Source organism: Alkalicoccobacillus porphyridii (assembly GCF_007293315.1).
Taxonomy (GTDB): domain Bacteria; phylum Bacillota; class Bacilli; order Bacillales; family Bacillaceae_D; genus Alkalicoccobacillus; species Alkalicoccobacillus porphyridii.
This window is the reverse complement of sequence record NZ_VLXZ01000003.1, coordinates 357978-383349: the sequence shown is the minus strand read 5'-3', so window position 1 is coordinate 383349 and position 25372 is coordinate 357978. Positions and strand designations below refer to the sequence as shown.

Here is a 25372-nt window from a genome sequence, read left to right as displayed (position 1 = left end):
TTCTGTGGATAACATATAAAAAGGAGTTTTCAACACTGTGAATATCTCAATTCTAACAGTCGGCAAACTAAAAGAAAAATACCTCAAACAAGGCATCGACGAATACACCAAACGCCTCGGTGCCTACGCCAAAATCACCATCACCGAAGTCCCCGACGAAAAAGCACCCGAGAATCTCAGCCCAGAAGACATGCGCATCATCAAACAAAAAGAAGGAGATCGCCTCCTCACCAAAATCCCCCAAGACGCCCACGTCATCGCCCTCGCGATTGAAGGCCAGATGCTAACCTCCGAACAGTTAGCAGCGAATCTTAATCAGCTTGCCCTTTATGGGAAGAGTAAGATTTGCTATGTGATTGGTGGATCGTTGGGATTGTCGGATGAAGTTCTGAATCGGTCGAATGAGAAATTGTCGTTTTCTAAAATGACGTTTCCACATCAGTTGATGCGATTGATTTTGGTGGAGCAGGTGTATAGGGGGTTTAGGATTATGAGGGGTGAGCCTTACCATAAGTAAATGAGGTTTTTTATAGTACAAAACCAATTAAAGTAAAATGAAGAATTTATTAAATGATTATAATTTAGAGTAGGTGAACAAGATATTTCGCTTGCTCCTTTTCTAATGTAGCTGAAATTATTTTTAAAGTGAATGATAAGAATTTCTAAAAAAGTATAATGAGACAATTAATATAAGGAACGTCAAGCTTGGCTGTATAGACTTTTTGACCTGGTGTATAGGGTTTATGTAATATTCATACATTATACATACTAAAATTATTGTATAAACCTATTTGATATGAATTCTTTTTTTTTTGAATTTCTCTTCATCTTCAAATTTAATAACCCATTGCATACCAGTTAACAATCTAAAATTTTTTAAGACTAAAAAGGTATATAGTAATTCATGGTTTTGGAATTCACTAATCTTCTCATTTAACTTGTTAAAAGAATTTGAGATATATAGATCTTTATTAATTAATTCTATTAAACTATTTCTAAAGTTATTTATAATATCAATATTGTTTAAATCCATATCAGTTTTACTTCTTTTAAAATTATTAATTTCATTAATGAGATCGAAATTATCTAAAAATTCAGGGTCACTACAAGCTATAGAATAGTTACCAGCTTTTATATATGTATTTCTGTGATGAGTATTTAATTCAGATGCTTTCCGGAAATTTGAAAATTCTATAATTTTTCTATTCATATGAGCATTTACGAGCTCATCATTAGATAGCAAAGCAGGTGAAGCATAGATGACTAGAACTCTATCTCCTAGCTTAGAATGAATATTCATTAAAAGTTCTTGCTGCTCTCTATAAATTTCGTATCTATAGTATGGTTGACTCCATTTATTCCATTCCTTACCCAAACTAGTTGTTATGTACTCTGGTTTCTTATATTGAAACAAGAGATTAACACTTATGGATGGCATATTTCGAATCTTAATACTCAAAAAATGTTCCATTTCATCAGCAATCCTTCTAAGTTTTATGCCCTCAAACGGCAAATTGGGTAACCATGGATGACCCAAATAACGCCAGAGTTCTATATCTTCTGTAAAAGCTGATGAATCGAAGCCTAAAAAGCCTTCTTGATATTGCCCTGGAGGAAAATAAATTTTGGAACGATTGTCTAATTCGTTATTAAAATAGCTTTCATAAGTTTTTTCTTCAAATGTCACACGCATAGTTATCTCCTTTTACTTATTACTAATTTAATATAAATATTGTTATACTTACTTGTCTAACTTCTATTTAACAAGAAGGTATATAATTGCTCTAAATATGAATTGGCCGTGAAGCCTATCCTAATCTATTCCCCCAACATACCTAAACGAATGCATATGCGTCTTCGTCAATTCAATTACTTCCTGAATAAACACCTCTTGACTCTCCCTAAAATCTTCCTTAATCCAAAGCTTCAACAATCCGTAAAACCCATAGGCGGTGTATCGTTCAAAATACTCCATATTGACTGGTGTGTGATTAATGGTTTCAAATTCAAATTGCTCCTTATAAATCTTTAAGATCGTTTGCGGGAGGCGTGTGTGTAGGCCTGGTAATGTGTCTTCGAATTTGATTAACGTGAAGAACTCTCGATTGGTATAGATATAGGAAACGATATGGAAGGACGGGCTACCTAGCTTGTCTGTATAGACTGTTTGACCTGGTGTATAGGGTTTGCCTACGGCTGTTTCTAATCCTTGAAGCATGGAGACGAGCAGGTCTTCAGCTAAGTCTATTTTATCCTTGTAATGAACATAGAATGTACTGCGGTTATAAGCGGCGCGTGTGACGATATCTTTTACGGTGACGGCATGGTAGCCGATTTCTTTGATGAGTTCAATGAAGGCATGCTGTAGATGGATTTTGGTTCGATTTTGTCGTTGGGATGGGGTTGTGTTTTCATGGTTCATAAAAAAATCTCCTTTGATTTTAGACAGTTTTCTTATAAGTGTCTATCTACTAGACATTTCGTCATAACTTACTGATTGTTACATGTGAACAAAAGAGTACAATTTAAATGAATAAGAACAGCACGAATAGTAGATACCATCTATTATACATGTCTAAAATGTGCTAATACAATTCAGCTAACAGGGGGAATTTATGATGGGTAAATTACAGGATAAAGTAGCCGTGATTACAGGTGGTGCATCTGGAATCGGAGCAGCGACTGCAAAGTTATTTGTTAAAGAAGGAGCCAAGGTGGTTCTAGTTGATTTAAATGAAGAGAAGGGCAAAGTGTTTGAAGAGGAATTGAAAACGCTTAAGGCAGAGGCTCTTTTTATCAAAGCAAATATTACGAGTGAAGAAGAAGTGGCAAATGTCTTCAAACAAACGGTTGAAGCATTTGGAACAGTAGATGTTGTTTTTAATAATGCAGGAATTGGTCGTGTTCACCCAACCCATGATCTTGAGTACTCCGAATGGCGCAACACGGTGAATGTCGATTTAGATGGCGTCTTCTTAGTCGCACGTGAAGCGATCCGTGAAATGCTAAAGACTGGCGGCGGTACGATTGTGAATACAGCTTCTATGTACGGATGGGTTGGATCACCTGGTTCAGCAGCATATAACGCAGCAAAAGGCGGGGTGGTGAACTTAACTCGTTCTCTAGCCCTTGAGTATGCAGATAAGAACATTCGTGTGAACTCACTATGCCCAGGCTTTATTGATACGCCAATCATTCCTGAAGAAAGCAAACAGACGTTATCTGAAATGACACCAATGAAACGTCTTGGCTTAGCTGATGAAATGGCAAAAGCAGTATTATTTATGGCTTCTGATGATTCTTCTTATATGACTGGGAACAGCTTGATTGTTGATGGTGGGTATACGGCGCAGTAATTGAATATTGTTCTAATTTATGTACTAAAAAGATCTGTAATTATACAGGTCTTTTTTTTTAAGTGAAAAAATACTTTATATGTCGATATATAAGGTATGACTACAAAAGGTAACAGGTTTTTAAATATGTATGAAGAATTAATATATGAGATATTCATTTATTAAAGTGGATAGGTATGATTAGGATAATGGAGATTCTAATCAAAGCGTCTTATTTTTTCTAACTATAAGGAGTTGAGTTTTATGACAATTTGGTTATTTCGTGCAGGTAAACAAGGGGAGTTTGAGAATAAGTTCCTTGAGGATGAAAGAATCTATCTTACTTGGGATAGACTTAATATAAATTTAAAAGGGATTGAATCAAAGGAAACCCTATATAGAAGGTTAATTAAACACTATGATTTGGATAAAGAGAAAACGGCAATTAACTGGGCCTCACAAATTTGGCCGATCGCACATTCAATGAAAAAGGGTGATTTGGTAATTTTACCTTCAAAATTTAGTCGAACAATTCACATTGGTGAAGTTTCTGGTAACTACGTATATGATGAATCACTTGGAAGCCCATATTATCATTACCGTGAAATTAAGTGGGTATCAAAAGATATCCCAAGGGATCGTTTTGATCAAGACATTTTATATTCATTAGGTGCATTTATGACGGTATGTAAAATACATAGAAATAATGCAGAAGAAAGAATTAAAGAAATGTATAATAATAACTGGTATGTTCCCAAGAAAAAGAATGTAAAGGAATTAGTTGAAGAGAACGAGGAATCAGTTTCCGTTGATTTAGAGGAATATATCTATGATCAGATTTCTGAGAGGATTATTCAACGATTTCAGGGTCATAAGATGGAGAACTTGGTTGAGGAAATTTTAAAGGCAAAAGGATTTACGACTTTTAGAAGTCCAGAGGGAGCAGACCATGGTGTAGATATATTAGCAGCTTCTAATACACTAGGGTTTGGCGATCCCAAAATTTGTGTGCAAGTAAAGACATCTGATACACCACTCGATAGACCGACATTAGATCAATTAATAGGTACAATGAGCAATTATAGTGCAGATTTTGGTTTGTTAGTTTCATGGAGTGGTTTTAAGTCTTCAGTTACAAAGGAAATTCCTAAACAGTTTTTTAAGGTTCGACTATGGGATTCTAAAATAATCATCCGAGAGTTATTTGAAAATTACGAAAATATCAGTGATGAGATTAAGAAAGAAATTCCTATTAAGAAAGTTTGGATGTTAGATCATGCAGTGGAATAATTCTACTTAGATATTTTGAGATCAAAAATGAAATTGAGTGAGTTTTGTTAGGGGATTAATAACTAATTTGGAGTGAATATGTTGATTGAGAAAATAAGACTACATAATTTCAAAGGATTCAAAGAACAAGTAATAACTTTTAATAAAGGTAGAAATATTTTAATTGGAGAAAATGGAGTAGGGAAATCATCAGTATTATCAGCTATATCCTGTGTTTTAAGTGGCAGTTATTCTACTATAGAGAAAATAGGCTTACATAATCTTTTTAATATACATACAATTAATGAATTTATGAATGGTGATAAAAAATATGAAATGTTACCAGTGATTGAAATTGAATTATTTATAATCGAGGAAGTAATTAATCATGAAATTAACGGTAAGAAAAATTCTGCTAATCACGAAAAAAATGGACTAAGGTTACAAATCAGTCCGAATGAAGAGTATTCAGATTTAATAAAAGAATCACTAGAAAGTACGAATATATTCCCTTTTGAATATTATAATGTTGAATTTTATACCTTTTCAGACCGGGCATATAGTAGTTATAAGAAGTATCCAGACTTTATAAAGTACTCATATCTAGATAGTTCAAAAGTAAATTCAAATTATGCAATGAAAGATTATATTAAGCGAATTTATGAAAGTAAAACAGATCGAACTCTAAGACAAAGAATCAACAATAGATATAGAGATATTAACCAAAAATTCTCAGATGATTTATATTTGGAGTTTGCCTTAGAACCTACAGATGATTTAAAAATTAAACTCAACACCGAAAATGAAGATAGCTTTCAAGAAAATATTACTGTTGAAAAATCAGGTATAATGATCAAAAATCTTGGTCAGGGAGAAAAGATGTTTATTAACACCGAATTTTTGCTTTCAAACGCCACAGGAAATTCTGAGATTATTCTAATTGAAGAACCAGAAAATCATTTAAGTTATTTAAACATGCATAAACTTATTGATAAAGTAATCGCAGCAGGTAATGAAAAACAAACATTTATTGCTACACATAGTAATATGACTGCTTCAAGATTAGATTTACAAAATGCAATTTTTTTTAGCGAAAATAGTATCATGAATTTATATGAATTAGACAAAGAAACTGCCGGGTTTTTCAAAAAAGCCCCAGATAATAACGTTTTAAACTTCATTCTCTCCAAAAAGGCTATTTTAGTGGAAGGAGACGCGGAGTATATTTTATTAAATGAGTTCTATAATTACTTGCAAGGTGATGAACCTTATAATAGGGATATCTCTATTATTTCTTGTGGAGGTAAGACTTTCAAAAGGTATCTGGAAATAGCTAAATTATTGAATAAAAAAGTAGTTGTTATTACGGATAATGATCACGACTATGAAAAAAATATCACTAAAAACTATTTAGATTTTGAAATGGAAAATGTACAGATTTTTGCAGATGATGATAATTTAAATCACACTTTTGAAGTAAGTTTATATAGACACAACAGTTCGTTTGTAGATAATTACTTAGCTACTGCATTTATGACTAACGGAGTTCAAAATTTTATGCTAAATAATAAGGCTGAATCTGCCTTTAGACTTTTATGTTTATTTTCTGATGAAAATCCTGAGACCAATTTAGATAAATTTAAAATACCACCATATATTGAGGAATCAATTCAATGGATTACGGGTTAAATAATAAAAAAGTGATTAATGCGGTTGCCGGGGCTGGAAAAACAAGTTATATAATAGACCAGCTATCGTTTGAAGGTAAAAAAAGTTTAATACTAACATATACAACTACAAATCAGGAGAATTTAAAAGGGAAGATAATTAAAAAGTTTGGATATATGCCCTCAAATATATTCGTTTATGGATATTTTGAGTTTTTATTAAAATTCATTATTAAACCATTATGTTCTTATCCTGTTAAAGACATATGTTTTGAGTTACCGAATTTTAGATACCGTAGTCCTTTTACTAGAGATAAAAATAAAATATATCATAGTAGGATGGCAAAATATATATTGGACAATATTGCGGATTTTAAAAGAAGGATGGATAAATATTTTGATGAGGTTTTTATAGATGAAATGCAGGATTTAGCTTCGGATGATTTTAAGTGGATGCTGTCACTAAAAGATTTAGAAATCCCAGTGACACTAGTAGGTGACTTTTTTCAATCAACCTTTGCTTCAAGTAGACGAGGAAATCATTTAGGAAATTTATATAATAATTTTTCAAACTATGAGGGAATAATTAGAGACGCAGGGTATTACTTCGATACAACTACTTTAGTAAAAAGTTATAGATGTACCTCAACAGTCTGCAGTTTTATTAAAGTTAATTTAGAAATAAACATAGAATCAGCAAAAGATCATTCATCAGAAATTGTGAACATTATAGACGTTGAGGAAATTAAACAGATCCTGGAGAATAATAATATCAAGAAACTATTTTATCAGAATTCAAGTAAGTTTAGTGTAAGTGGTGAAAATTGGGGGAACTCTAAAGGTATGACGTTTGAAAATGTTTGCATAATTTTAAATGATACTACATTTAAGAAATACGTAAAAAATGAATTAGGAGAATTAGCCCCTCAGACACTACGAAAATTTTATGTAGCCTGTACAAGAAGTAGCGGAGATATTTATTTTATTAGAGAAAAAGATATTCCTTTGAACTTTAAAAAGCATTAGAAGCGATTTCTTCTAATGCTTTTTAATCTATTAAGTAAGTATTTTAAGGCCACTTGTATAAAAATCTTGTATTATTTTTCCTCATACTTTTTATAAAGTAGACTTAAAGTTGCATTTAATTTATTTTTCAATAGATATAACTATAGAATAATTAAAATGCTAGAAATTTAGAATATTTTCATTGTATTCCATCGATAGGATTAATACTGTGTATAAATATGATACAATTTTACTAGGTATTAGTAAATATTTTGAATGGGAGAAGTGAAAATAAGATGGGCTTTAAGAAAAGAAGGTTTTACAATGTATCCTTGATTCTAGCAATTATTTTGATTTTACAAACAGTCTTTATACCAAATGAAACCAGTGCAAACACGGATCTTACCCCACCGGAACTAGAACATTTTTCAGTGAGTACAACAGAAGCGAAGGTAGGGGAAACCATTGATTTTACAGTTAAAGCAGATGACGATTCTTCAGGGGTTCATTATGCAAGAGTTATCTATGACTCGCCTCAAAGAAATCAGTATATTGATGTCAGTATTTACAATGAAGACTCGAACTCAACATCCTTAAATGGTATGGGTTCCTATGTAGTAAGAGAGCTAGACCAAGAGGGAGTTTGGGAGCTAGCTACATTAATCGTTATGGACCGAGCGGGAAATGAGACTCGATTTGAAGCAGAAGATTTTAAAGGAATATATGATATTACGATTCAAAATGAGAACACAGATATTACAGCACCGACATTGGATGAGTTTTCAGTGAGTACAACGGAAGCGTCGGTAGGAGAGAAAATTGACTTTAACGTAAAAGCACAGGATGATGGATCGGGCGTACACTATGCAAGGGTCATCTATGATTCTCCTCAAAGAAATCAATATATTGATGTTAGTATTTACAACGAAGATTTGAACTCCACATCCTTGAACGGCATTGGATCTTATGTGGTAAGGGAGTTAGACCAAGAGGGAGTTTGGGAGCTAGCTACATTAATCGTTATGGATCGAGCGGGAAATGAGACTCGATTTGGAGCAGAAGATTTTAATGGGAAATATGATATCACGATTCAAAATGAGAACACAGATATTACAGCACCGACATTAGAAGATTTTTCAGTGAGTACAACAGAAGCGTTGGTAGGAGAGAGAATCAACTTTAACGTAAAGGCAGATGATGATGCATCAGGCGTACATTATGCAAGAGTCATCTATGACTCTCCTCAAAGAAATCAATACATCGATGTCAGTATTTACAACGAAGATTTGAACTCCACATCCTTGAATGGCAGTGGTTCCTATGTCGTCAGGGAGTTAGACCAAGAAGGAGTTTGGGAACTGGCTACATTAATCATTATGGATCGCGCAGGGAATGAAACCCGATTTGGAGCATCCGACTTTAATGGGAAATATGATATACACATTTATAATAATGACGATAGAAAAATGGAAGAAGTAAAAACAGACATTCCTTATCAAACGGTAACAAAAGAAGACCCAACCTTAGAGCAAGGTAAAAAAGTCATTGAACAACAGGGGTTAGCTGGCGAGAAAGTGATGACATACGTAGTGACTTATAAAAACGGTGAAGAAGTTCATCGTGAATTAAAGTCAGAAAAAGTGACAAGAGAGCCAGTAGATCAAATCATCATCGTTGGAACAAAAATGACGGACCGAGAAGACGATAGCGGTGAAAAGGATGAAAACCATCCACGTCATATACATGTAACGCTTGGAAAAGAATATGATGTCCGTGCACATGATACCATTTCGATTGAAGTGGGTCAGACGAAATCAACCATTACCATGCCAGGGCAACTTCCACAAGGAACGAAACTAATAGTGGAGGATGCAAGCGAGCTCATAGATTTGAAGAATGAACACCTAGTTTTGGCAGGAAATGTGCTTGATGTATCCATTTTCGACGCAAATAATCAAAACGTTGTTGGACCCTATCTATTAACAATGGAATATGACAAGGATCAATACGGTGCAGATGACGTCGATATTTATTATTACGATGAAAACCAAGGGATATGGGTAAAACAACACGGGACTGTAAATGAAGAAGAAGGTACGATTACAATAGAAGTAGACCACTTCTCTAGATATGGTGTATTTACTACAACTCTAGATGATGAAGAATCTAATGAAGAAGAAAATACTCTACCAAATCCAGAAGATGAAGAATCTAATGAGGAAAGTATCGCACCAAATCCAGAAGATACGAATTCAAATGAAGAAGGTACTCTACCAAACATAGAAGAGACAGATACTAATGGAGAAAATACTGTACCAGCTACAGAAGCTACCGATGCTAGCGAGGGAAATACGCTACCAGCTAGAGAAAATACAGATTCAAACAAGGGGAACACGTTACCAAATACCGCAACGAATACGTATAATATCTTGTTGATTGGACTTGTGCTAATCATGCTTGGTGGATGTACTCTGCTTCTTAGTCGTAGGAAAGCTATATAGGAAATTATTTATATCAGATAGAGGACTATGTCTTCTATCTGATTTTATTTTTCCCATTAAGTGATATTGTACGTTAGTGGTTGATAGCGTTTAGGCAGGCTACAATTTGTACATAGCCCATACCTGCGCAATAATGATAATATTCTTTTGACCTGATTAATGAGCACAGTGCGGATGTAAACTCTCCATAAAAATCCACACTGTGAGGTACTTCTAATATATCGCCACTCCCCCATAAGGCCCCTGAATAATCTCGATCTGCGTTTCAAAGATATCAGTCAGCAGCTCAGCCTGCATAATCTCATCCACCGATCCAAACGCGGCGATTTGGCCTTTTTTCATGGCGCAGATGCGGTCGGAGTATTTGGCGGCGAAGTTGATGTCGTGCATGACTGTGACGATGGTTCGGCCGAGTTCGTTGGCGGCTTCTCTTAGGTGGCCCATCATTTGCACGGAGCGGGCGACGTCGAGGTTGTTTAAGGGCTCGTCCAGGAGTACGTATTCGGTTTCCTGGCACAGAACCATCGCGACGTAAGCTCTTTGTCTTTGTCCACCGGAAAGCTCGTCTAGGTATCTGTTTTCGAGTTTGGTTAATTCGAGAAAATCAATGTACTTTGAGATAATGGACTCGTCCTCACTGGTTAGTCTCCCTTTTGAGTATGGGAAACGTCCGAAGCCAACCAGCTGTCTGACTGTGAGTCTTGTGACAAAGTGGTTTTCTTGTCGCAGGATGGTGAGGATTTTGGCGAGATCCTTTGATTTTGACCCAGAGACGTCCATATTGGCGACTTGAATCTGTCCGTTATCAATATCTAGGAGTCTTCCGATCATTAAGAGTGTTGTTGATTTTCCGGCACCGTTTGGTCCAATTAAAGAGGTAAGACCTGCTTTTGGGATGTTGATATTTAACGGGCCAATCGTTTCCTCGCTAGTATATGACTTGCTCACATTACTAATTTGTATCATAACGACCTCTTTCGTAGGATGACATATAAGAAGATTACGCCACCAATTAGTTCAATGATAATAGAAACAACGCCTTGCGCGTTAAATACATGGTACATCAAGAAGTAGGCACCGGTTAATACCAAGAATCCTATGGCTAGAGCCATTGGAAAGATATATCTATGGTCATAGGTTGGTGCAGCTTGATAGCTAAGTGTGGCCACTAGGAATCCATAGAACGTAAGTGGTCCAATCAAAGCGGTTGATATCGACATCAAGATCGCAACTAAGACGAGCACATAGATGATGCTAAAGCGATGATTAACACCAAGCGTTGTAGAGACCTCTTTGCCGAGTGACAGGGCGTTTAATTTCTTGGCATAAGCAAAAATTAAGAACATGACAATGACGACAATTGGAATGACAATCGGAAAATAGTCAGAATCTGCGTTATTAACTGAGCCGAACATTCTTGCTTGTAGGATATCGAATTCTGAAGGCGAAAGAACTCTCCTCATGAATGAAGAAACGGAACCTAGTCCTGCCCCGATAATAATACCGACCAACAGGAGAATCTGTAGGTTGCCGTATTTTCCGGAAAGCAACCAGCCATAAAGGATTAAGCTCATTAGCACCATCGCAGCGACTTGAAACAGAAAGGATCCAATGCCAGTAAAGTTAATGAATGCTGCTGCCCCAAAGAAATAGATCGTACTTGTGTTAATGACCGAGTACAGTGATTCAAAGCCTAAGAGGGACGGTGTAATGATTCGGTTATTTGTGATCGATTGAAAGGCTACGGTTGCTAAGCTTTGACAGATCGCCGCAATAATCATCGCTACGAGGGCGACCATCCTTCTTTTTGTCACTGGGACGAATGATGGTGAATCAATAGGAACGGGATTGTTATAGACCAAGAGTCCATAGGAAGCAAGCAGACCTAAGACAATCAAGGAGATCAGCAATATCCAGTATCGTTTCTCTTCTTTTTTATAACGAAAGGCTCTAGCAGACCTAGATCCATGGTGGAGGTTTGCTTGAATGGTTTTTCTATGCTCTAATGTGCTCATCTGGCCCTCCTTGGTCTTCTCTGTCTCAATAAGATCGTGATGAATACCACGGCCCCTACTGTTCCAAGTATGAGGGAAACAGGTACTTCAAAAGGCTTAATAATCGTTCGAGAAATGATGTCACAGGCGGTTATGGTTCCCATGCCGATCACAGCGACCCAGGGCAAATTACTCCTCAGATCATCCCCTCTGAACATGGATACTAGATTTGGTACGATTAACCCCAAAAAAGGCAAGTATCCTATAACCGCCGCCACTATGCCCACCGCGATAGAAATAAGAGCTGTACCAATTAGAACGATCTTATTGTAATTGACGCCAAGGCTTGTGGCTATGTCTTCTCCAAGACCTGCAAGCGTTAGTCTGTCAGCACAAATAAAAATAAGAATGCTGATGATGACGATGAACCATAAATATTCATATCGTCCAATTTGAACCGCCGTAAAAGAACCAATAAACCAGTTCTGAATGTTTTGGGTCATTTGAAACAGGAGTCCAACAAAGGTGGAAAACGCAGAGACAACGGCTCCAAGCATCAGCCCAATAATCGGGACAATCAGCGACGAACGTAATGTCACTTGTCGTAAGAATAAAAAGAAAATCATCGTCCCCACAAATGAGAAAACGATGGCGCCAATCATTCTCACACCTAAAGTAGGGGAAGGAATAATTAAGTAAACAAGCAGAAGACCTAAACCCGCCCATTCAATGGTTCCTGTTGTGGTAGGCTCGACGAAACGATTCTGTGTAATCAACTGCATCACAAGCCCCGCCATCGCCATCGCCGCTCCCGTAAGTAGTAAGGCGGCTGTCCGTGGAACACGTGTGGTGAAGAACATTCGTAGTCCATCTTCTTGACCATAGATGTCATATACGCCGGTTAATAAGGAAGTTATACTTAAGATGAGGACCGTTATAATGGCGAATATAAATGGTTTTGTCCATAATGTCTTTTGGTTATAAAAGCGGGGCTGAGAAGAATGATTCCCAGCCCCGGTTACTGTGTGTTTAGGCACTACGTTAGGCTCCTTTACACTACTTAATTTAAAGCATTCGCAAGGTCTTCAAACATTTCGATATAGGTTTGAATCGACTCTGTTGTGTAGGTGTCATCTGGTGCATAGAAAACGTGACCTTCAGATATAGCTGTTGTATTTTGAAGCGCAGGTGAACCTTCAATCACGTCTGTTGCTGGAGACGAATCTTCAGCAGATACAGCGGCATCACGATCTAGGACAAGAAGCCAGTCAGGGTTGCTCTGTGCAATCGACTCAACTGAAACATCATCACCCTGGTGATCGGAGGTTGTGTTCTCAACTTCTAGTGCGGGTTCAAATTCAAAGATGTCATAGAGTGGTCCCCACACACGTCCATTATGAGGCGCTGCATAGTTGATATCGCCACCGGAAACAATGACACTCATGACTGTATCTGTTCCGTTATACGCAGCTTTCACGTCTTCCATCGCTTGATTAAAGTCAGCCTCCAATGCTTCAGCTTCTGCTGTTTTATCAAAAATCTGTCCTAACACTAGCGTATAATCCGTTAGTCCGTTCATGAAGTTCTCTCCAGGTGCGTCCGCCTCTTCAGATACATCAATGTTTAGATCGATGACCGTTGAGTTTGGTACTAATTCTTTAATGTCTTCATAGAAGCTAGCAAAGCGTTGACCAACAATGACAAGATCAGGGTCAGCTGCTGCGATGATTTCTAGATTCGGTTCACGGTGATTTCCAATATTCTCAACTGAATCATCACTTGCATAAGGAGTATCGGCATGCATAACATCCTTTGGAGCCGCGGCTAACTCAACATCAAAATCAGATAATGTTTCAAACGTACGGTTATCTAAAGCAACAACAGTCTCAGGATTTACAGGAACCTCGACAGTACCATGTGCATCTGTAATTTCAACGGTTTCAGATGTCTCAGTCGTATCGTCACCACTTACTTGCTCTTCCGTTGTTGTTTCGTTCGTTGAATCTGAGCAAGCTACCAGCATTGAAGTAAAAACTGCCGCAATCACAGGGAATTTAAAATAGCTTAATTTTTTCATCGTCTATACCTCTTCCTCATCATATTTGTAGACTAGCTCATCGCTAGGTCGTAACAAGACTGTAGCTTTTCTTTTATGTATTGCCCGCGTATTATCTGTCCCCTCCTATTATTGATATTGATAATCATTTTCAACAAGTTTCTAACTAGAAGTATAGATTTTAATTCTGTGAAAATCCTGTGAAAAATCATTTTTTTCATGTGTTTTTATTCCTCTGGATTACGATTTTGAATTAAGAAGGGACAGACCAATACAAAAAACACGAGTAAGGTTCCGCGCGAACGGCTTACTCGTGTGTATATTTTATCTGTCCTATTCAACCATCGAATAGCCCCTGCCATGTATGGTTTGAATATACCTGTTGTCCTTTGTACACGTTAGTTTTTTTCTTAAATAGCCAATATATAAATCTACGATATTCGAATTGACAGCAACATTATATCCCCAAACCTTATTTAAAAGGATCTCTCGACTTAGTATGGTATTTTTATTTCTGACTAGAAATAAGAGTAGGTCATATTCCCGTTTTGTAAGGGAAAGGGTTTCTCCATCTTTTGTCACAATGTTACGTGTTGTATCAACAGAGAGGTCCTTAAATGGTAATTCATGTGTCGCATTTGAATGGAAGCCATCTACTCTTCTTAATATGACTTTGATCCTTTCCACTAACTCCTCTTTCGCAAAAGGTTTTCTTATATAATCATCTGCTCCAGCCCGTAAGCCTGCTATGCAAGCCTTGCTGGACACACGGTCCGCCACAATGATGATTGGGGTCGTTTTAACAGCTCGGATTTGTCTACAGATTTCTGGTCCAGGAATGCTTAAGGAATCCCAATCCAAAATGATAAAGTCCCAGTCCTGCTCAAACGCGATCTCCAGCCCTTGATTCTCATTATGAAGTGTCAAAGTAAAGCCAGTTTCTTGATTCAGACCACTAACAATCTTTTTGGCTAAAGACCGTTTATTTTTTATGAGTAGCACCCGCTTCAAATGAGCTCACCTCTACTTCAACATTATGTACTTTTTCAATAAAATGGCCCATTGTTAACCTCTGTCCTCTCATAGTGATATTTTTTCCCTATCTTTCTTTTAATATAGAGTATGATGATAATGTATTTCAATTCAATGACTACACGACAGAGGAAATTAATAAAATTGGTCTATTTGATATATTTCAAGAAGGATATTTTGTGAACTAGAAAAAATATAAGGAGACGATTATGTGGCTCTATGACAATGGTATGGATAAGCGGAATGCTAGCTGGGTTAGAGAAATAAATGAGAATCTAATAAAAACTGAAGAGTACTAAACTGCAACCCGAAGAGATGGACACTTTAAAAAGGTCTATTTTCGGGTTTTTATCATTTATTAACCCCCTAATCAATAACTCTTTGTCACAGTTGGTGTTATGGGGCTTATGATTATGATTCACCTCTTCCCCTCAACTCTTCTCTAATTAGGAAAACTTTCCCCCTCCTATTTTCCTACAAATACTAGAAACCCCACCGACACCTGCCGATACATAAGATGATTCATTAAAAAAAGTACTACTGGCTATGAAAGCGCTCTATGAAACGTGTAATACATATGGCCATATACTTGAATAATGGGGGGCATCCATGCCAAAGGTATCATCAATGATTGTTAAATTTATGAAAGAAAAAGGTTGCACCAAGGTTTTTGGCATTCCTGGTAAGCCGATTGTCCCGCTTATACTAGCAATGGAAGCGGAAGGCGTGGAGTTTGTGCTGGCTCGGCATGAGGGCGGGGCTGGTTATATGGCTACTGGCTATGCCTTGCAGAATCAGTCGCTAGGGGTAGCCATTGGTACATCGGGTCCTGGGGGCACAAACATGCTGACGGCTGCGGCTCAGGCAGCTGCGTTTCATGCACCTGTGCTATTTATTACGGGCCATCCGCCACTTGCTTTATCTGGCAAGGCGCTAGGGCAGGATTCTAGTATGTTTGGGACGGATTTGGTCGAGCTATTTAAACCGGTCACGAAGTTTAGTGCGAAGGTTGAGAGCAAGGAGATGCTGAGACAGCTTCTGCAGCACGCAGAGGAGCAAGCGCTTACGGGTTCAAAGGGTCCGGTACATCTTTCTGTACCCCTTGATATCTTGGTGAGCGAGATCGATTCGTTTGAGTTTGCTGTGCCTGCTAGGGACGATGTGATATCGGGTAACATCGAGCGTGCGATTCAAGCATTAGAGGCCGCGGAAAGACCCCTCTTGCTTCTTGGGAAAGGGGCTCATCTATCCGGGGCGTATGCCTCTATTCAAGAGCTGGCGGAGCGCTGGCAGATTCCTGTCGTGACCACACCAGGCGGAAAAGGTGCCTTTGTGGAAACGCATCCCCTGTCTTTAGGCGCACTTGGACTGGGTGGAACGGAAGCGGCTGCGGCTTATGTGAAGGATCGAGAGAGCGACCTGTTTGTTGTGATTGGTTCGAAGCTTAGTGATATGTCGACCGTTGGGTTACTGGCGGGAGGCGAACCGAGAAAGGTGATTCAGTTTGATTGGCACGCTGAATTTGTTGGAAAGTCACTAGAAAGTGAAACCATTTTGGTTCAGGGTGATGCCGATACAAACTTGAAGCAGCTTTTAAAGCAAGCGAATCATTCCGCACTTCCGTCCATTGATCTGAGTTCCTATGTTCAAAAGGAAACGGGTGAAACAGCCGAACCCGAAACGGGTCGATTATCCGCTGCGCGTACGGTTCAGGTGTTACGTGACCTCCTGCCCCACGATGCCATTGTGTATGGCGATGATGGCAGTCACTCCTTTTATACGATTAAACACTTCACCACCCATGTAGCTGGGACGTTCCGCTTTGATGATGTGTTTGGCGCAATGGGGAATGGCATAGGGCTGGCAATTGGGGCGAAGGTGGCACAGCCAGATCAGAACATTGTTTGTTTCACAGGGGATGGCTGTCTCTTCATGCATGGAACAGAGATTGCGACGGCGGTTGATGCTGATGCTGACTTACTTTTTGTTGTTTTTAATAATGAGATGCTCGATATGGTGGATAAAGGCATGAAGTATAATCTCGGTGTCGTCACTGGAACTCGTTATATAAAAGGCATTAATGCTGCCCAGTTTGCTGAATCGCTAGGGGCCACAGGGTTCCAATGTGCAACAGAAGCTGAGATTACAGAAGCATACGAAGCAGCGAAAGAGGTAGCGGGTCCTGTAGTGATTGAAGTGTTAGTGAATAAAGAGGAAGTGCCACCTACGCTTGGTCGTGGATAAGGGAGGATCTTATGAGTGAAAAAGCAGCAGCTGGCTGGAAGAAGATCGATGAATTAGCTGGTGAACGAGGCATTCAAGCGATGAAAGCCGTTGAGGAGTTTTCTCCGAGGCTGGCAAAGCTAGCCCTTGAGTTTGGTTATGGGGATGTGTATCTAGGAGAAGCGCTTGATTCAAAGCAACGCGCTCTGATCACCCTATCATCGTTAATCACCCAGGGGGATCAAGGTAGAGGATTAACCTACCATTTTAATGCAGCGCTTCGTGTGGGCGTATCGAAGGAAGAAATTTTAGAGTTAATTAATCACTGCAGTGCGTATGCTGGGTTTCCAAAGGCGATTCATGCACTACATGTATTTAAAGATTTTTTAGAAAAAGAATAGGGGGATATATACAATGAAAAAGTATGATTACAAAGTTGAAGGTGACGTGTTTTATTTTAACTATCTAGAAATGGCTAGTACGGTAGAAGAGGCGCAGGAACAGGCTAACTTTGTTCGTAGCCAATTATCCAAGCCAGCGATTTCCAAGTTTCTGAATGATAACCGCAACATTACAGCTGTGGCTGCTCCAGAAGTGGGTGCTGTCTGGGGAGAACTAATGGGTTGGGTATCTACAAATGTTGAAAAGAACGCAACCATTGCTCCAAATACGTCATTAAAGATGCAGTTAAACCGACTTTCGAAAACAGCAGGAACGTATGAAAGTGTTCGAGCGTTCACAGATGTTCAGCAGGCGCTTGAGTTTGTAGGGGTACCAAGTTTAGAGCTTAGCTAGAGAGGAATGGTCCATTTGAACAAACTTCATAAAAAACTACAGAACGTTATGCTTATAGCAGTCATTAGTGTAATGGTTATCTCGCTTGCTACAGTGTTGCTCGGAGGCGGGCTCGATGGGAACTTATTTCTATGGGCAGGACTGGCCCTCACTTGGGTCGTCGTTGGAGCCGTTGCGTTTTTGTTTCACATGAAACTTATTCGTACATTACGCGAGGCAGAAGAAGGCGTAGAAGCGGAAGAATTATACCTTTTTGATCAAGAATCAATTCAAAAGAATTCGTTTGCTCAGTTTTTACATGCTATTCATTCAAAGCCGCAGCCAGTGGAAGTGTCGGGTGGCAATCATAATCAACAAGCTGAGACAGCGGAAGCAGCGAATCATCTACAGGTATCGGCAAGTGAGACAAGCGCTGGTGTAGAAGAAATTGCAAAAACGATGCAGGACTTAGCGTCTAATAATAACGATCAAGTGGATGCGATTAAATCCATTGAGGAATCCCTGTCCTTTGTATTCTTTAACTTAAAAGAAATAAGCGAAAGCACACAGTTTGTAGCAGAGTCTTCAAGCGCAACGTACACAAACGCCAAACAAGGAAATACAGCCGTTCAAAAATCAATGAACCAAATGGATTTAATCGGACAGGATGTTCAGTCTTCAAAAGAACGTATTGAAGCACTGGGCCAAAAGACAGCCGAGATCGAACAAATCCTATTACAGATCACAGGCATTTCCAAACAAACGAACCTACTTGCCTTAAATGCAGCGATTGAAGCGGCGCGGGCAGGAGAGCATGGTCGAGGCTTCTCGATTGTTGCCAACGAGGTCCGTATGCTTGCGGAACAAACAAATGCGGCCACAGCCAACATTCAAAAGCTTATTGTTGAAGTGCAAGAAGGAAGTAATGATGCCATTTCTGCCATTCAGCAGGGTGCGAATTCAGTTGAGGTAGGCATAGACTTAAATCGCGAAATCGGCTCCGTCTTCAAAACCATTAATGAAAACGCGCAGGAAGTGGATGAATTCATCCAGGATCTCTCAGAATCCATTGGCGAGTTAACAGGTAGCATGGAAGACGTGTCCAACACGATGAAAGAAGTCTCTACCTCAGCCGTTGAATCTAACGGAAGCGTGCAAAATGCCGCAGCCGTCATTGAAGAACTAAATGCCTCCATGGAGGAAATTTACGCTTCGGCTGAGACGTTGGCGAATGTGACGAATCAACAGGTTGAGGGTGAAGATGTAATGAAAAAAGGAGTACAAGTAGTTTCCGAGGACGAGCAGTCCGTGGTGGCTTAATGTAATCTTTATATTGATGAAAAGCATCGCCATGATGGCGGTGCTTTTATTCTGTAAGAGAAACAAGTTACTAAGAAGGATTTGATGATTAAAGGAATTTTAATACAGAGCATGGAAACATATCATATATGGTACACTTTGTTTACTTAGTTCAACAAACAGCAGGATACTTGAATAAATAAGGTAGGAAGGAAAGGATTTCACAAAAAAGGAGTGTTAAAAGTGGACTTATTACTCTGGATAACGATTGGTTTCATAATCATCGGTTTTGTTGTTCTCATATCTATGAAAAAAGGAATGGAAAGAAAGCTCGATGTTATAAAAGCGAATAAGGAAGACGAGGAAAGCTCAACAAAAGCTACATCTATTATTTGGTGGATTATCAGTACTTTCGCTTGGGGAATTGTGAGTATGTTTCTTATCGTGTTGTGGTTTTATAATAACCTTGGATAATTGATGGTTTCAAATGTATTGTTAAAGCCGTTTAAAAAAGTAAAACAAAGAAGGGAAAAACAAACGAACACAGCTTGCTTTAATCCCTCCTATTTACCTTCCACAGTAACCTCACGATGAACACGGTACGCATAAATTAGAGAAACAACGATAAAAACCACCAGCAAAACAATGGAGCCGAAGAACACCATTTCCGCATAGGCACTGGAACGATAAAGCATGGTGACAATGAGACTTGCAGCCATCGTCATAAGGCCTATATAAACCATCCCCGTCCCGCTAAAGCGATTGGCCCTTCGCCATACCTCTTCATTATGTAATGTCCAGCTCACGCGTAACCCTAAAATCGGATTCTGTTTTACACGTGAAGAAAGATAGCCGAGTAATATGTAGAGAAAACCAATGACATATGAAACAAATAGAAAAATGGTGGTATCAACATCCAATCCTACGAAGATTGAAAGATATAAAAGAACCCACTGTAATAATGCTAGAAGCGTTGTAATCACAACAAACAGCCTGCTTTGACGTAAAAGGCAAAGAACAGATAGGGTGACAGGTAGGAAAAACAGCCAAGCCCATGTTGATACAGAGCCAATAAAAGGGATTGTTACTGTGTTGGGGAGGTATAGGTAAAACCAAAAACTAATCAAAAAGGTTGTAAGCATAATTGAACGGCATAACCATTTTCTACTCATAGGCAACATTCCTCCGAGGCGAATGATTCACAGGGCATCAAAACTCCAATGCCTCTTCTATCAGATCCTCCACAAAGGCGGTCTCCTCTTTGTAAATCTGATACATAAAGTAAAACAACGCTAGAATAGACAAATAGAGTTCATTCTTAGCTTCATGCACAATGTCGATATTCGCTCCACTTCTAATAGCATATGGCTTCAAAATAGCTACTTTTTCGCCCGCTACTCTGAGATCAATATGTTCATTCCAGTTCTCTTCCACATCTATCTGCTTTCCGTTTATCTTCCCAGAAACAGCGAAATATAGTAATGTTTTTGCCTTATGGTCCTGAAGGGTATAGCTCTCACTCTCGATTTGAAGTAGATATTGAGCGAAAAGAAGCCGTCCTTTTTTTATGCCTAGATGAATGGCTGAGGCATTATCTTTACTTTTATAAATAAAGGCATGACCTTTTTCATAGGGTGCTGCATGTAGCTTATGAATCTCCGCTAGTACAACTCCGTCTGAATTGCAAACGAGAAATTGTTGATCTTTTTTGATCATTGAAAAAGAACTCATTAATTTACCGCCTTTTTTCTTTGACGTGATACCTCTAAGTACGAGTTGAAGCGTTTATTGGTTTCTTGATTTACTATTAAGCAAACTAAATATTTTTACTCTGTCTTCGTAAATTTTATTGTCCTCTATGGTATACAAGTTGTTTACTTATCAGATAACATAACATTATAACATTATGTTTACAGAAAATTCTTATTATGCTATGTTGAAACTATCAAACATAGAAGGAGTAGGGAAGGAGGTCACAATGGAAAGCAACCAAATCGTATTACATAATATCAAAAAGCTTACTGGCGAAGAGGTGGATTTGGTTATTAAGGAAGGTAAAATCGCTGATGTGACCGAGCCTGGGAGTGGGGAAGGAGCAGTGATAAATTGCACTGGAATGTTTGTATCCAGTGGATGGATCGATTTACATGTTCATGCCTTTCCCGAGTTTAATCCGTATGGTGATGAGATTGATGAGATTGGTGTGAAGCAAGGGGTCACAACGATCGTTGATGCAGGGAGTACGGGAGCGAATCGCATGGGAGAGCTGTCAGCTAATAGTAGAAGAGCAAAAACGAATGTCTTTGCTTTTTTGAATATTTCCAAAATTGGGTTGGAACGAGTGGACGAGCTATCGAATCTAGAATGGATCGATCGTCAAGCTATCCATGACGCCGTTCGTTTGAATGAAGATATAGTAATCGGATTAAAAGCGCGCATAAGCCAGTCTGTGGTGAAGGAAAATGGCGTCGAGCCGTTGCTAATCGCACGCGAGCTTTCCGATGAGACGTCAAAGCCACTCATGGTACATATCGGTTCAGGACCTCCTCACATAGAAGAGGTGATTCCACTTCTGCAAACAAACGATGTGATCACTCATTACTTAAATGGCAAAGAAAATAATTTATTTGATAAAGAAGGTAGGCCACTCTCTGTCCTCATGGATGCGATCTCAAGAGGCGTGCATTTAGATGTCGGTCATGGAACAGCGAGCTTCTCCTTTAAGGTAGCGGAAGCAGCGAAAGCGAATAACGTCCACTTTGATACGATTAGCACGGATATGTATAAGGGCAATCGTTTGAATGGACCTGTATATAGTATGGCCAATCTTTTGACCAAATTTCTATCAATAGGGTATTCACTTGAAGAGGTGATTAACGGGGTGACCGTTAATGCAGCTAACTGGTTAGGGAAGCCGGAGCTTGGTCGTATCCGAGTTGGGGAGCCGGCTAATCTAACGTTATTCTCTCTTAAGGATCAAGAGGTTAAACTTGTTGATTCTCTTGGAGATGAGAGAATCTCAAAAACCACAATTAACGCAGAGGGGGTATTTGTACATGGCGAATACATTAAGTGCTAAGTATGGATTGAAGCGTGTGATTAATGCAAGCGGTCGGATGACGATTCTTGGAACCTCTACAACATCAGATACGGTGATGGAGGCCATGAAAAGTGGTGGACAAAACTATGTAGAAATAGCGGATTTGGTAGACAAGGCAGGCCAATACATCGCGCAAAAGCTCGGGTCTGAGGATGCAGTTGTGGTCAATTCGGCATCCAGTGGCATTGCACTCTCTGTTGCAGCGCTTGTGACAAAAGGCAATCAACGCAAAAGCTTACGCCTCCATCAAGAAGCACTTACTCATAATGAAATCATTATGTTAAAAGGTCATAACGTTCAATACGGCGCACCGGTTGAAACGATGATTTATTTAGGTGGTGGAACATTAATGGAGGTAGGCTATGCAAACGAGGGTAAGGCTAGTCATATTGAAGAGGCCATTTCAGAAAAGACAGCAGCCATTGTGTACGTCAAATCTCATCATGCTGTGCAAAAGAATATGATTCCTGTGGAAGAGGCCTGGGAAGTGGCGCAGCGACATGATATTCCACTGATTGTCGATGCAGCAGCAGAAGAGGAGCTTCAGAGATATATATCATGCTCGGACTTAGTCATTTTTAGTGGATCAAAAGCTATTGAAGGACCGACGTCAGGGCTGGTTGCAGGGAAGAAGCAGTATATTGACTGGCTAAAGGTTCAATTGCATGGCATTGGTAGAAGTATGAAGGTTGGCAAAGAGACGACCTTCGGATTGCTTCAGGCCCTCGATGAATTTGGGGCAAAGCAAGATACAAGCGCACAAGAGAAGGCAGAATTACAGGCGTTACTCTCCTTGGACGAGCTAGCTGGTGTCTCTGTGCAGATTGTTCAAGATGAAGCCGGACGTAGCATCTTTCGTGCACGAGTGAAGCTTGATCCAAATGAAGCAAGCCTAACAGCCATGCAGCTCACCGAAGCATTACGCGAGGGTGGTATTGCGATTTACACACGCGACTATGGAATCAGGGAAGGTTATTTTGATATTGACCCTCGACCTCTCAGCGGCGATGATTTGCAGGTGATTGAGTCTCGAACACGTGAACTTATAGGAGGCAATGACCATGTCTAAGATCTCAAAACGCTTTTATAAAAACCGGGTTGCGCTAAATGTGTTAGCTAATAGTGTTGAAAATGCAAAGGAGATCTTTCAAGCAGCGGAAGGATATGTTGTGGTGGGTGTGCTTTCAAAAAATTACTCAACCGTCGCTCAAGCTGTAACAGCGATGAAGGAATATGGTGAGGAAATTGAGGATGCTGTATCCATTGGTCTCGGAGCTGGAGATAATCGTCAGGCGGCGGTTGTTGCAGACATTGCGAAGCATTACCCTGGCAGTCATATCAATCAGGTATTTCCTTCGGTTGGGGCCACACGCGCGAATCTTAATGGAGAAGAAAGCTGGATTAATAGCTTAGTGTCTCCGACAGGCAAAGGTGGCTACGTGAATATTTCCACTGGTCCTCTTAGTGCCGCACAAAACGAACAAGCCATTGTCCCCGTGGAAACCGCGATTGCACTCGTTCAAGATATGGGAGGCAATGCCTTAAAGTACTTTCCAATGAATGGTTTGTCAGCAGAGGATGAATTTCGCGCTGTTGCCAAGGCTTGTGGAGAAGCTGGGTTTGCCCTAGAGCCAACTGGTGGCATTGATAAGCAGAACTTTGAGGCGATTTTACGCATTGCACTAGAGTCAAAGGTCCCACACATAATTCCGCATGTGTATTCATCCATTATTGATAAAGCCTCCGGTGACACCAAAATCGAGGACGTAAAAGAATTAATCGCCATTATAAAAAAACTGGTTGATCAATATGAGTAAAAAAATAGCGGCTTTTGGTGAAGTGATGATGCGGTTGCAGGTCCCTGGTTTTGAGCTATTGTCGCAGGCAAATACACTGAATTATTCGTTCTCTGGAACCGGCGTGAATGTTGTATCTACCATGACCCGTTATGGTTATGAGGGCTACTTGGTATCGGCTCTACCTGACAATCCGCTTGGACAAGCGGCCGAAAGCTACCTTGGCAAGCTCGGCATTTCAAAGAACTATCTGGTTCGATTTGGGCAGTATCTTGGCCACTATTTTCTCGAGTCTGGAGTAGGTGTCAGGCCAAGTCGCGTGACCTATTCAAATCGACTAGAGAGCAGCTTTAATACAGCACCAGAAGCGATCTATGATTTTGAAAAGATTGCAAAGGAAACGGATGTTGTTCATTTTTGCGGCATTACTCTAGCAATGAATGACGTGGCAAGAAATAATATACGTAGGTTTGCAACGGCTGTGAAAGACAATGATGGGATCGTTGTCTTTGACTGCAATTATCGTCCCACGCTTTGGGGAGAGAATAGCTACAAAAAAGCAAAGCCTTATTATGAAGAATTATTGTTCTTAGCGGATATTGTGTTAATGAATGAGAAAGACGCGATACATGTGCTTGGTATGCAAACGGAAAAGACAGATCGCCACCAGCAACTTAAAGATCTCATTCCGAAAGTAGCAAAAAAATACTCTATTCCTGTTATCGCAGGTACTCACCGAACGATTCATGAGGACCATACGCATTCGTTACAGGGCTACCTCTATAAAGAGGATCAATTTAGCTTCTCTGACACATTGACATTTACGGTGCACGACCGTATTGGTGCCGGAGATGCATTTACGAGTGGAATAATCTACGGTGAATTAGAGGGGATGTCTGCTCGTAAAACCGTTGACTTTGCCACAACAGCAGGAATGCTGAAGCATACGACGGTAGGCGATACGCCCGTCCTATCAGATGTGGAGATTTTTGAATCGATGGAAACGAAGGGCACGGATATCAAACGATAAACCTTCCGTGACGAAATGGTCCTTCTAAGTGCACATGAAAAAATAGACCCGAACATACTATCCGCAACAATTAACTAAAAAAGAATGGCAAAGACACGAAGGTTATCTAAAAGGCAGTCGTGTCTTTGCTCATTAGAAGGTAAACGAAACCCGTTCCATTAAAACGATTGACCATTCGCCATACTTCTTCATTATCAGAATTACGTACAAGAAACTGCCCTGCATGTGTAATATCTTATATCCTAGATACTAGATACCTGCTACTCACTAGGCGGTCGAAAATGGTGGACT

The 25372-nt window shown here is 39.4% G+C and carries 24 protein-coding genes; 15 read left to right on the top strand and 9 right to left on the bottom strand.

Going from position 1 to position 25372, the window contains the following annotated elements; translation table 11 throughout:
* Window positions 1-37 precede the first annotated feature (37 nt).
* Window positions 38-517 carry a 23S rRNA (pseudouridine(1915)-N(3))-methyltransferase RlmH gene (gene rlmH, locus FN960_RS07165; protein WP_143848007.1) on the top strand — a complete coding sequence of 160 codons (480 nt, stop codon included), beginning with the start codon at window positions 38-40 and terminating at the stop codon, window positions 515-517.
* A 270-nt stretch (window positions 518-787) separates the two neighbouring features.
* Here rlmH and FN960_RS07160 read toward each other — a convergent pair whose 3' ends face one another.
* Together FN960_RS07160 and FN960_RS07155 are read right to left on the bottom strand one after the other, a co-directional pair.
* Complete coding sequence (locus FN960_RS07160; protein WP_143848006.1) at window positions 788-1693, bottom strand: hypothetical protein; 906 nt, start codon at window positions 1691-1693, stop codon at window positions 788-790.
* A 120-nt stretch (window positions 1694-1813) separates the two neighbouring features.
* Window positions 1814-2422 (bottom strand): TetR/AcrR family transcriptional regulator, encoded by a 609-nt coding sequence (locus FN960_RS07155; protein ID WP_143848005.1) that lies wholly within the window; start codon window positions 2420-2422, stop codon window positions 1814-1816.
* Between the two features lie 196 nt (window positions 2423-2618).
* Here FN960_RS07155 and FN960_RS07150 point away from each other — a divergent pair, with 196 nt between their 5' ends.
* The 5 genes from FN960_RS07150 to FN960_RS07130 all read left to right on the top strand — a co-directional run bounded on the left by FN960_RS07150 (window position 2619) and on the right by FN960_RS07130 (window position 9777).
* Entirely contained in the window at window positions 2619-3356 is a 738-nt protein-coding gene (locus FN960_RS07150; protein WP_143848071.1) for an SDR family NAD(P)-dependent oxidoreductase, read from the top strand.
* Window positions 3357-3599: 243 nt separating this feature from the next.
* Window positions 3600-4625 (top strand): restriction endonuclease, encoded by a 1026-nt coding sequence (locus FN960_RS07145; RefSeq protein ID WP_143848004.1) that lies wholly within the window; start codon window positions 3600-3602, stop codon window positions 4623-4625.
* Window positions 4626-4703: 78 nt separating this feature from the next.
* Window positions 4704-6293: an ATP-dependent nuclease gene (locus FN960_RS07140; protein WP_143848003.1), complete on the top strand. Its 1590-nt coding sequence runs from the start codon at window positions 4704-4706 to the stop codon at window positions 6291-6293.
* Window positions 6278-7297, top strand: a complete 1020-nt coding sequence (locus tag FN960_RS07135; protein ID WP_143848002.1) for a DEAD/DEAH box helicase — start codon at window positions 6278-6280, stop codon at window positions 7295-7297. The genes FN960_RS07140 and FN960_RS07135 overlap by 16 nt, the downstream gene beginning before the upstream one ends.
* 275 nt (window positions 7298-7572) lie before the next feature.
* On the top strand, window positions 7573-9777 hold the full coding sequence (locus tag FN960_RS07130) for a G5 domain-containing protein (protein WP_143848001.1): 2205 nt from the start codon (window positions 7573-7575) through the stop codon (window positions 9775-9777).
* 213 nt (window positions 9778-9990) lie between these two features.
* Here the strand turns inward: FN960_RS07130 and FN960_RS07125 are convergent, their stop codons facing one another.
* From FN960_RS07125 to FN960_RS07105, 5 genes are all read right to left on the bottom strand, one after another.
* The gene (locus FN960_RS07125) at window positions 9991-10743 is read right to left on the bottom strand and encodes an iron ABC transporter ATP-binding protein (RefSeq protein ID WP_143848000.1); all 753 of its coding nucleotides are present in this window, start codon (window positions 10741-10743) and stop codon (window positions 9991-9993) included.
* Window positions 10740-11792: an iron chelate uptake ABC transporter family permease subunit gene (locus FN960_RS07120; protein WP_143847999.1), complete on the bottom strand. Its 1053-nt coding sequence runs from the start codon at window positions 11790-11792 to the stop codon at window positions 10740-10742. Before FN960_RS07120 ends, FN960_RS07125 begins: the two co-directional genes overlap by 4 nt.
* Window positions 11789-12808 (bottom strand): ABC transporter permease, encoded by a 1020-nt coding sequence (locus FN960_RS07115; RefSeq protein WP_143847998.1) that lies wholly within the window; start codon window positions 12806-12808, stop codon window positions 11789-11791. Before FN960_RS07115 ends, FN960_RS07120 begins: the two co-directional genes overlap by 4 nt.
* Window positions 12809-12831: 23 nt before the next feature.
* A complete protein-coding gene (locus FN960_RS07110) occupies window positions 12832-13848 on the bottom strand; it encodes a siderophore ABC transporter substrate-binding protein (protein WP_143847997.1) in 1017 nt (338 codons plus the stop codon).
* A gap of 312 nt (window positions 13849-14160) precedes the next feature.
* On the bottom strand, window positions 14161-14838 hold the full coding sequence (locus tag FN960_RS07105) for a response regulator transcription factor (protein ID WP_143847996.1): 678 nt from the start codon (window positions 14836-14838) through the stop codon (window positions 14161-14163).
* Window positions 14839-15468: 630 nt separating this feature from the next.
* Between FN960_RS07105 and FN960_RS07100 the strand changes: the two genes are divergently transcribed.
* From FN960_RS07100 to FN960_RS07080, 5 genes are all read left to right on the top strand, one after another.
* Window positions 15469-17103, top strand: coding sequence for a thiamine pyrophosphate-binding protein (locus tag FN960_RS07100; protein ID WP_143847995.1), 1635 nt, complete (start codon window positions 15469-15471; stop codon window positions 17101-17103).
* An 11-nt stretch (window positions 17104-17114) separates the two neighbouring features.
* On the top strand, window positions 17115-17483 hold the full coding sequence (locus FN960_RS07095) for a carboxymuconolactone decarboxylase family protein (protein ID WP_143847994.1): 369 nt from the start codon (window positions 17115-17117) through the stop codon (window positions 17481-17483).
* A gap of 13 nt (window positions 17484-17496) precedes the next feature.
* Window positions 17497-17877, top strand: a complete 381-nt coding sequence (locus FN960_RS07090; protein ID WP_143847993.1) for a hypothetical protein — start codon at window positions 17497-17499, stop codon at window positions 17875-17877.
* A gap of 15 nt (window positions 17878-17892) precedes the next feature.
* A complete protein-coding gene (locus tag FN960_RS07085) occupies window positions 17893-19176 on the top strand; it encodes a methyl-accepting chemotaxis protein (RefSeq protein WP_185970953.1) in 1284 nt (427 codons plus the stop codon).
* A gap of 222 nt (window positions 19177-19398) precedes the next feature.
* The gene (locus FN960_RS07080) at window positions 19399-19629 is read left to right on the top strand and encodes a hypothetical protein (protein WP_143847991.1); all 231 of its coding nucleotides are present in this window, start codon (window positions 19399-19401) and stop codon (window positions 19627-19629) included.
* Between the two features lie 89 nt (window positions 19630-19718).
* On the opposite strand, the gene FN960_RS07075 is transcribed toward FN960_RS07080, so the two are convergent.
* Both FN960_RS07075 and FN960_RS07070 read right to left on the bottom strand, forming a co-directional pair.
* Window positions 19719-20327, bottom strand: a complete 609-nt coding sequence (locus FN960_RS07075) for an SdpI family protein (protein WP_185970952.1) — start codon at window positions 20325-20327, stop codon at window positions 19719-19721.
* A gap of 37 nt (window positions 20328-20364) precedes the next feature.
* A complete protein-coding gene (locus FN960_RS07070; RefSeq protein ID WP_143847989.1) occupies window positions 20365-20886 on the bottom strand; it encodes a hypothetical protein in 522 nt (173 codons plus the stop codon).
* Window positions 20887-21133: 247 nt separating this feature from the next.
* Between FN960_RS07070 and FN960_RS07065 the strand changes: the two genes are divergently transcribed.
* From FN960_RS07065 to FN960_RS07050, 4 genes are read left to right on the top strand one after another with little or no spacing between them, the layout of a single operon-like run.
* Window positions 21134-22234 (top strand): amidohydrolase/deacetylase family metallohydrolase, encoded by a 1101-nt coding sequence (locus tag FN960_RS07065; RefSeq protein WP_143847988.1) that lies wholly within the window; start codon window positions 21134-21136, stop codon window positions 22232-22234.
* Entirely contained in the window at window positions 22212-23324 is a 1113-nt protein-coding gene (locus FN960_RS07060) for a DgaE family pyridoxal phosphate-dependent ammonia lyase (RefSeq protein WP_143847987.1), read from the top strand. Before FN960_RS07065 ends, FN960_RS07060 begins: the two co-directional genes overlap by 23 nt.
* A complete protein-coding gene (gene dagF / locus FN960_RS07055; RefSeq protein ID WP_143847986.1) occupies window positions 23317-24072 on the top strand; it encodes a 2-dehydro-3-deoxy-phosphogluconate aldolase in 756 nt (251 codons plus the stop codon). Before FN960_RS07060 ends, dagF begins: the two co-directional genes overlap by 8 nt.
* Complete coding sequence (locus FN960_RS07050; RefSeq protein WP_143847985.1) at window positions 24065-25081, top strand: sugar kinase; 1017 nt, start codon at window positions 24065-24067, stop codon at window positions 25079-25081. The genes dagF and FN960_RS07050 overlap by 8 nt, the downstream gene beginning before the upstream one ends.
* Window positions 25082-25372: the final 291 nt, after the last annotated feature.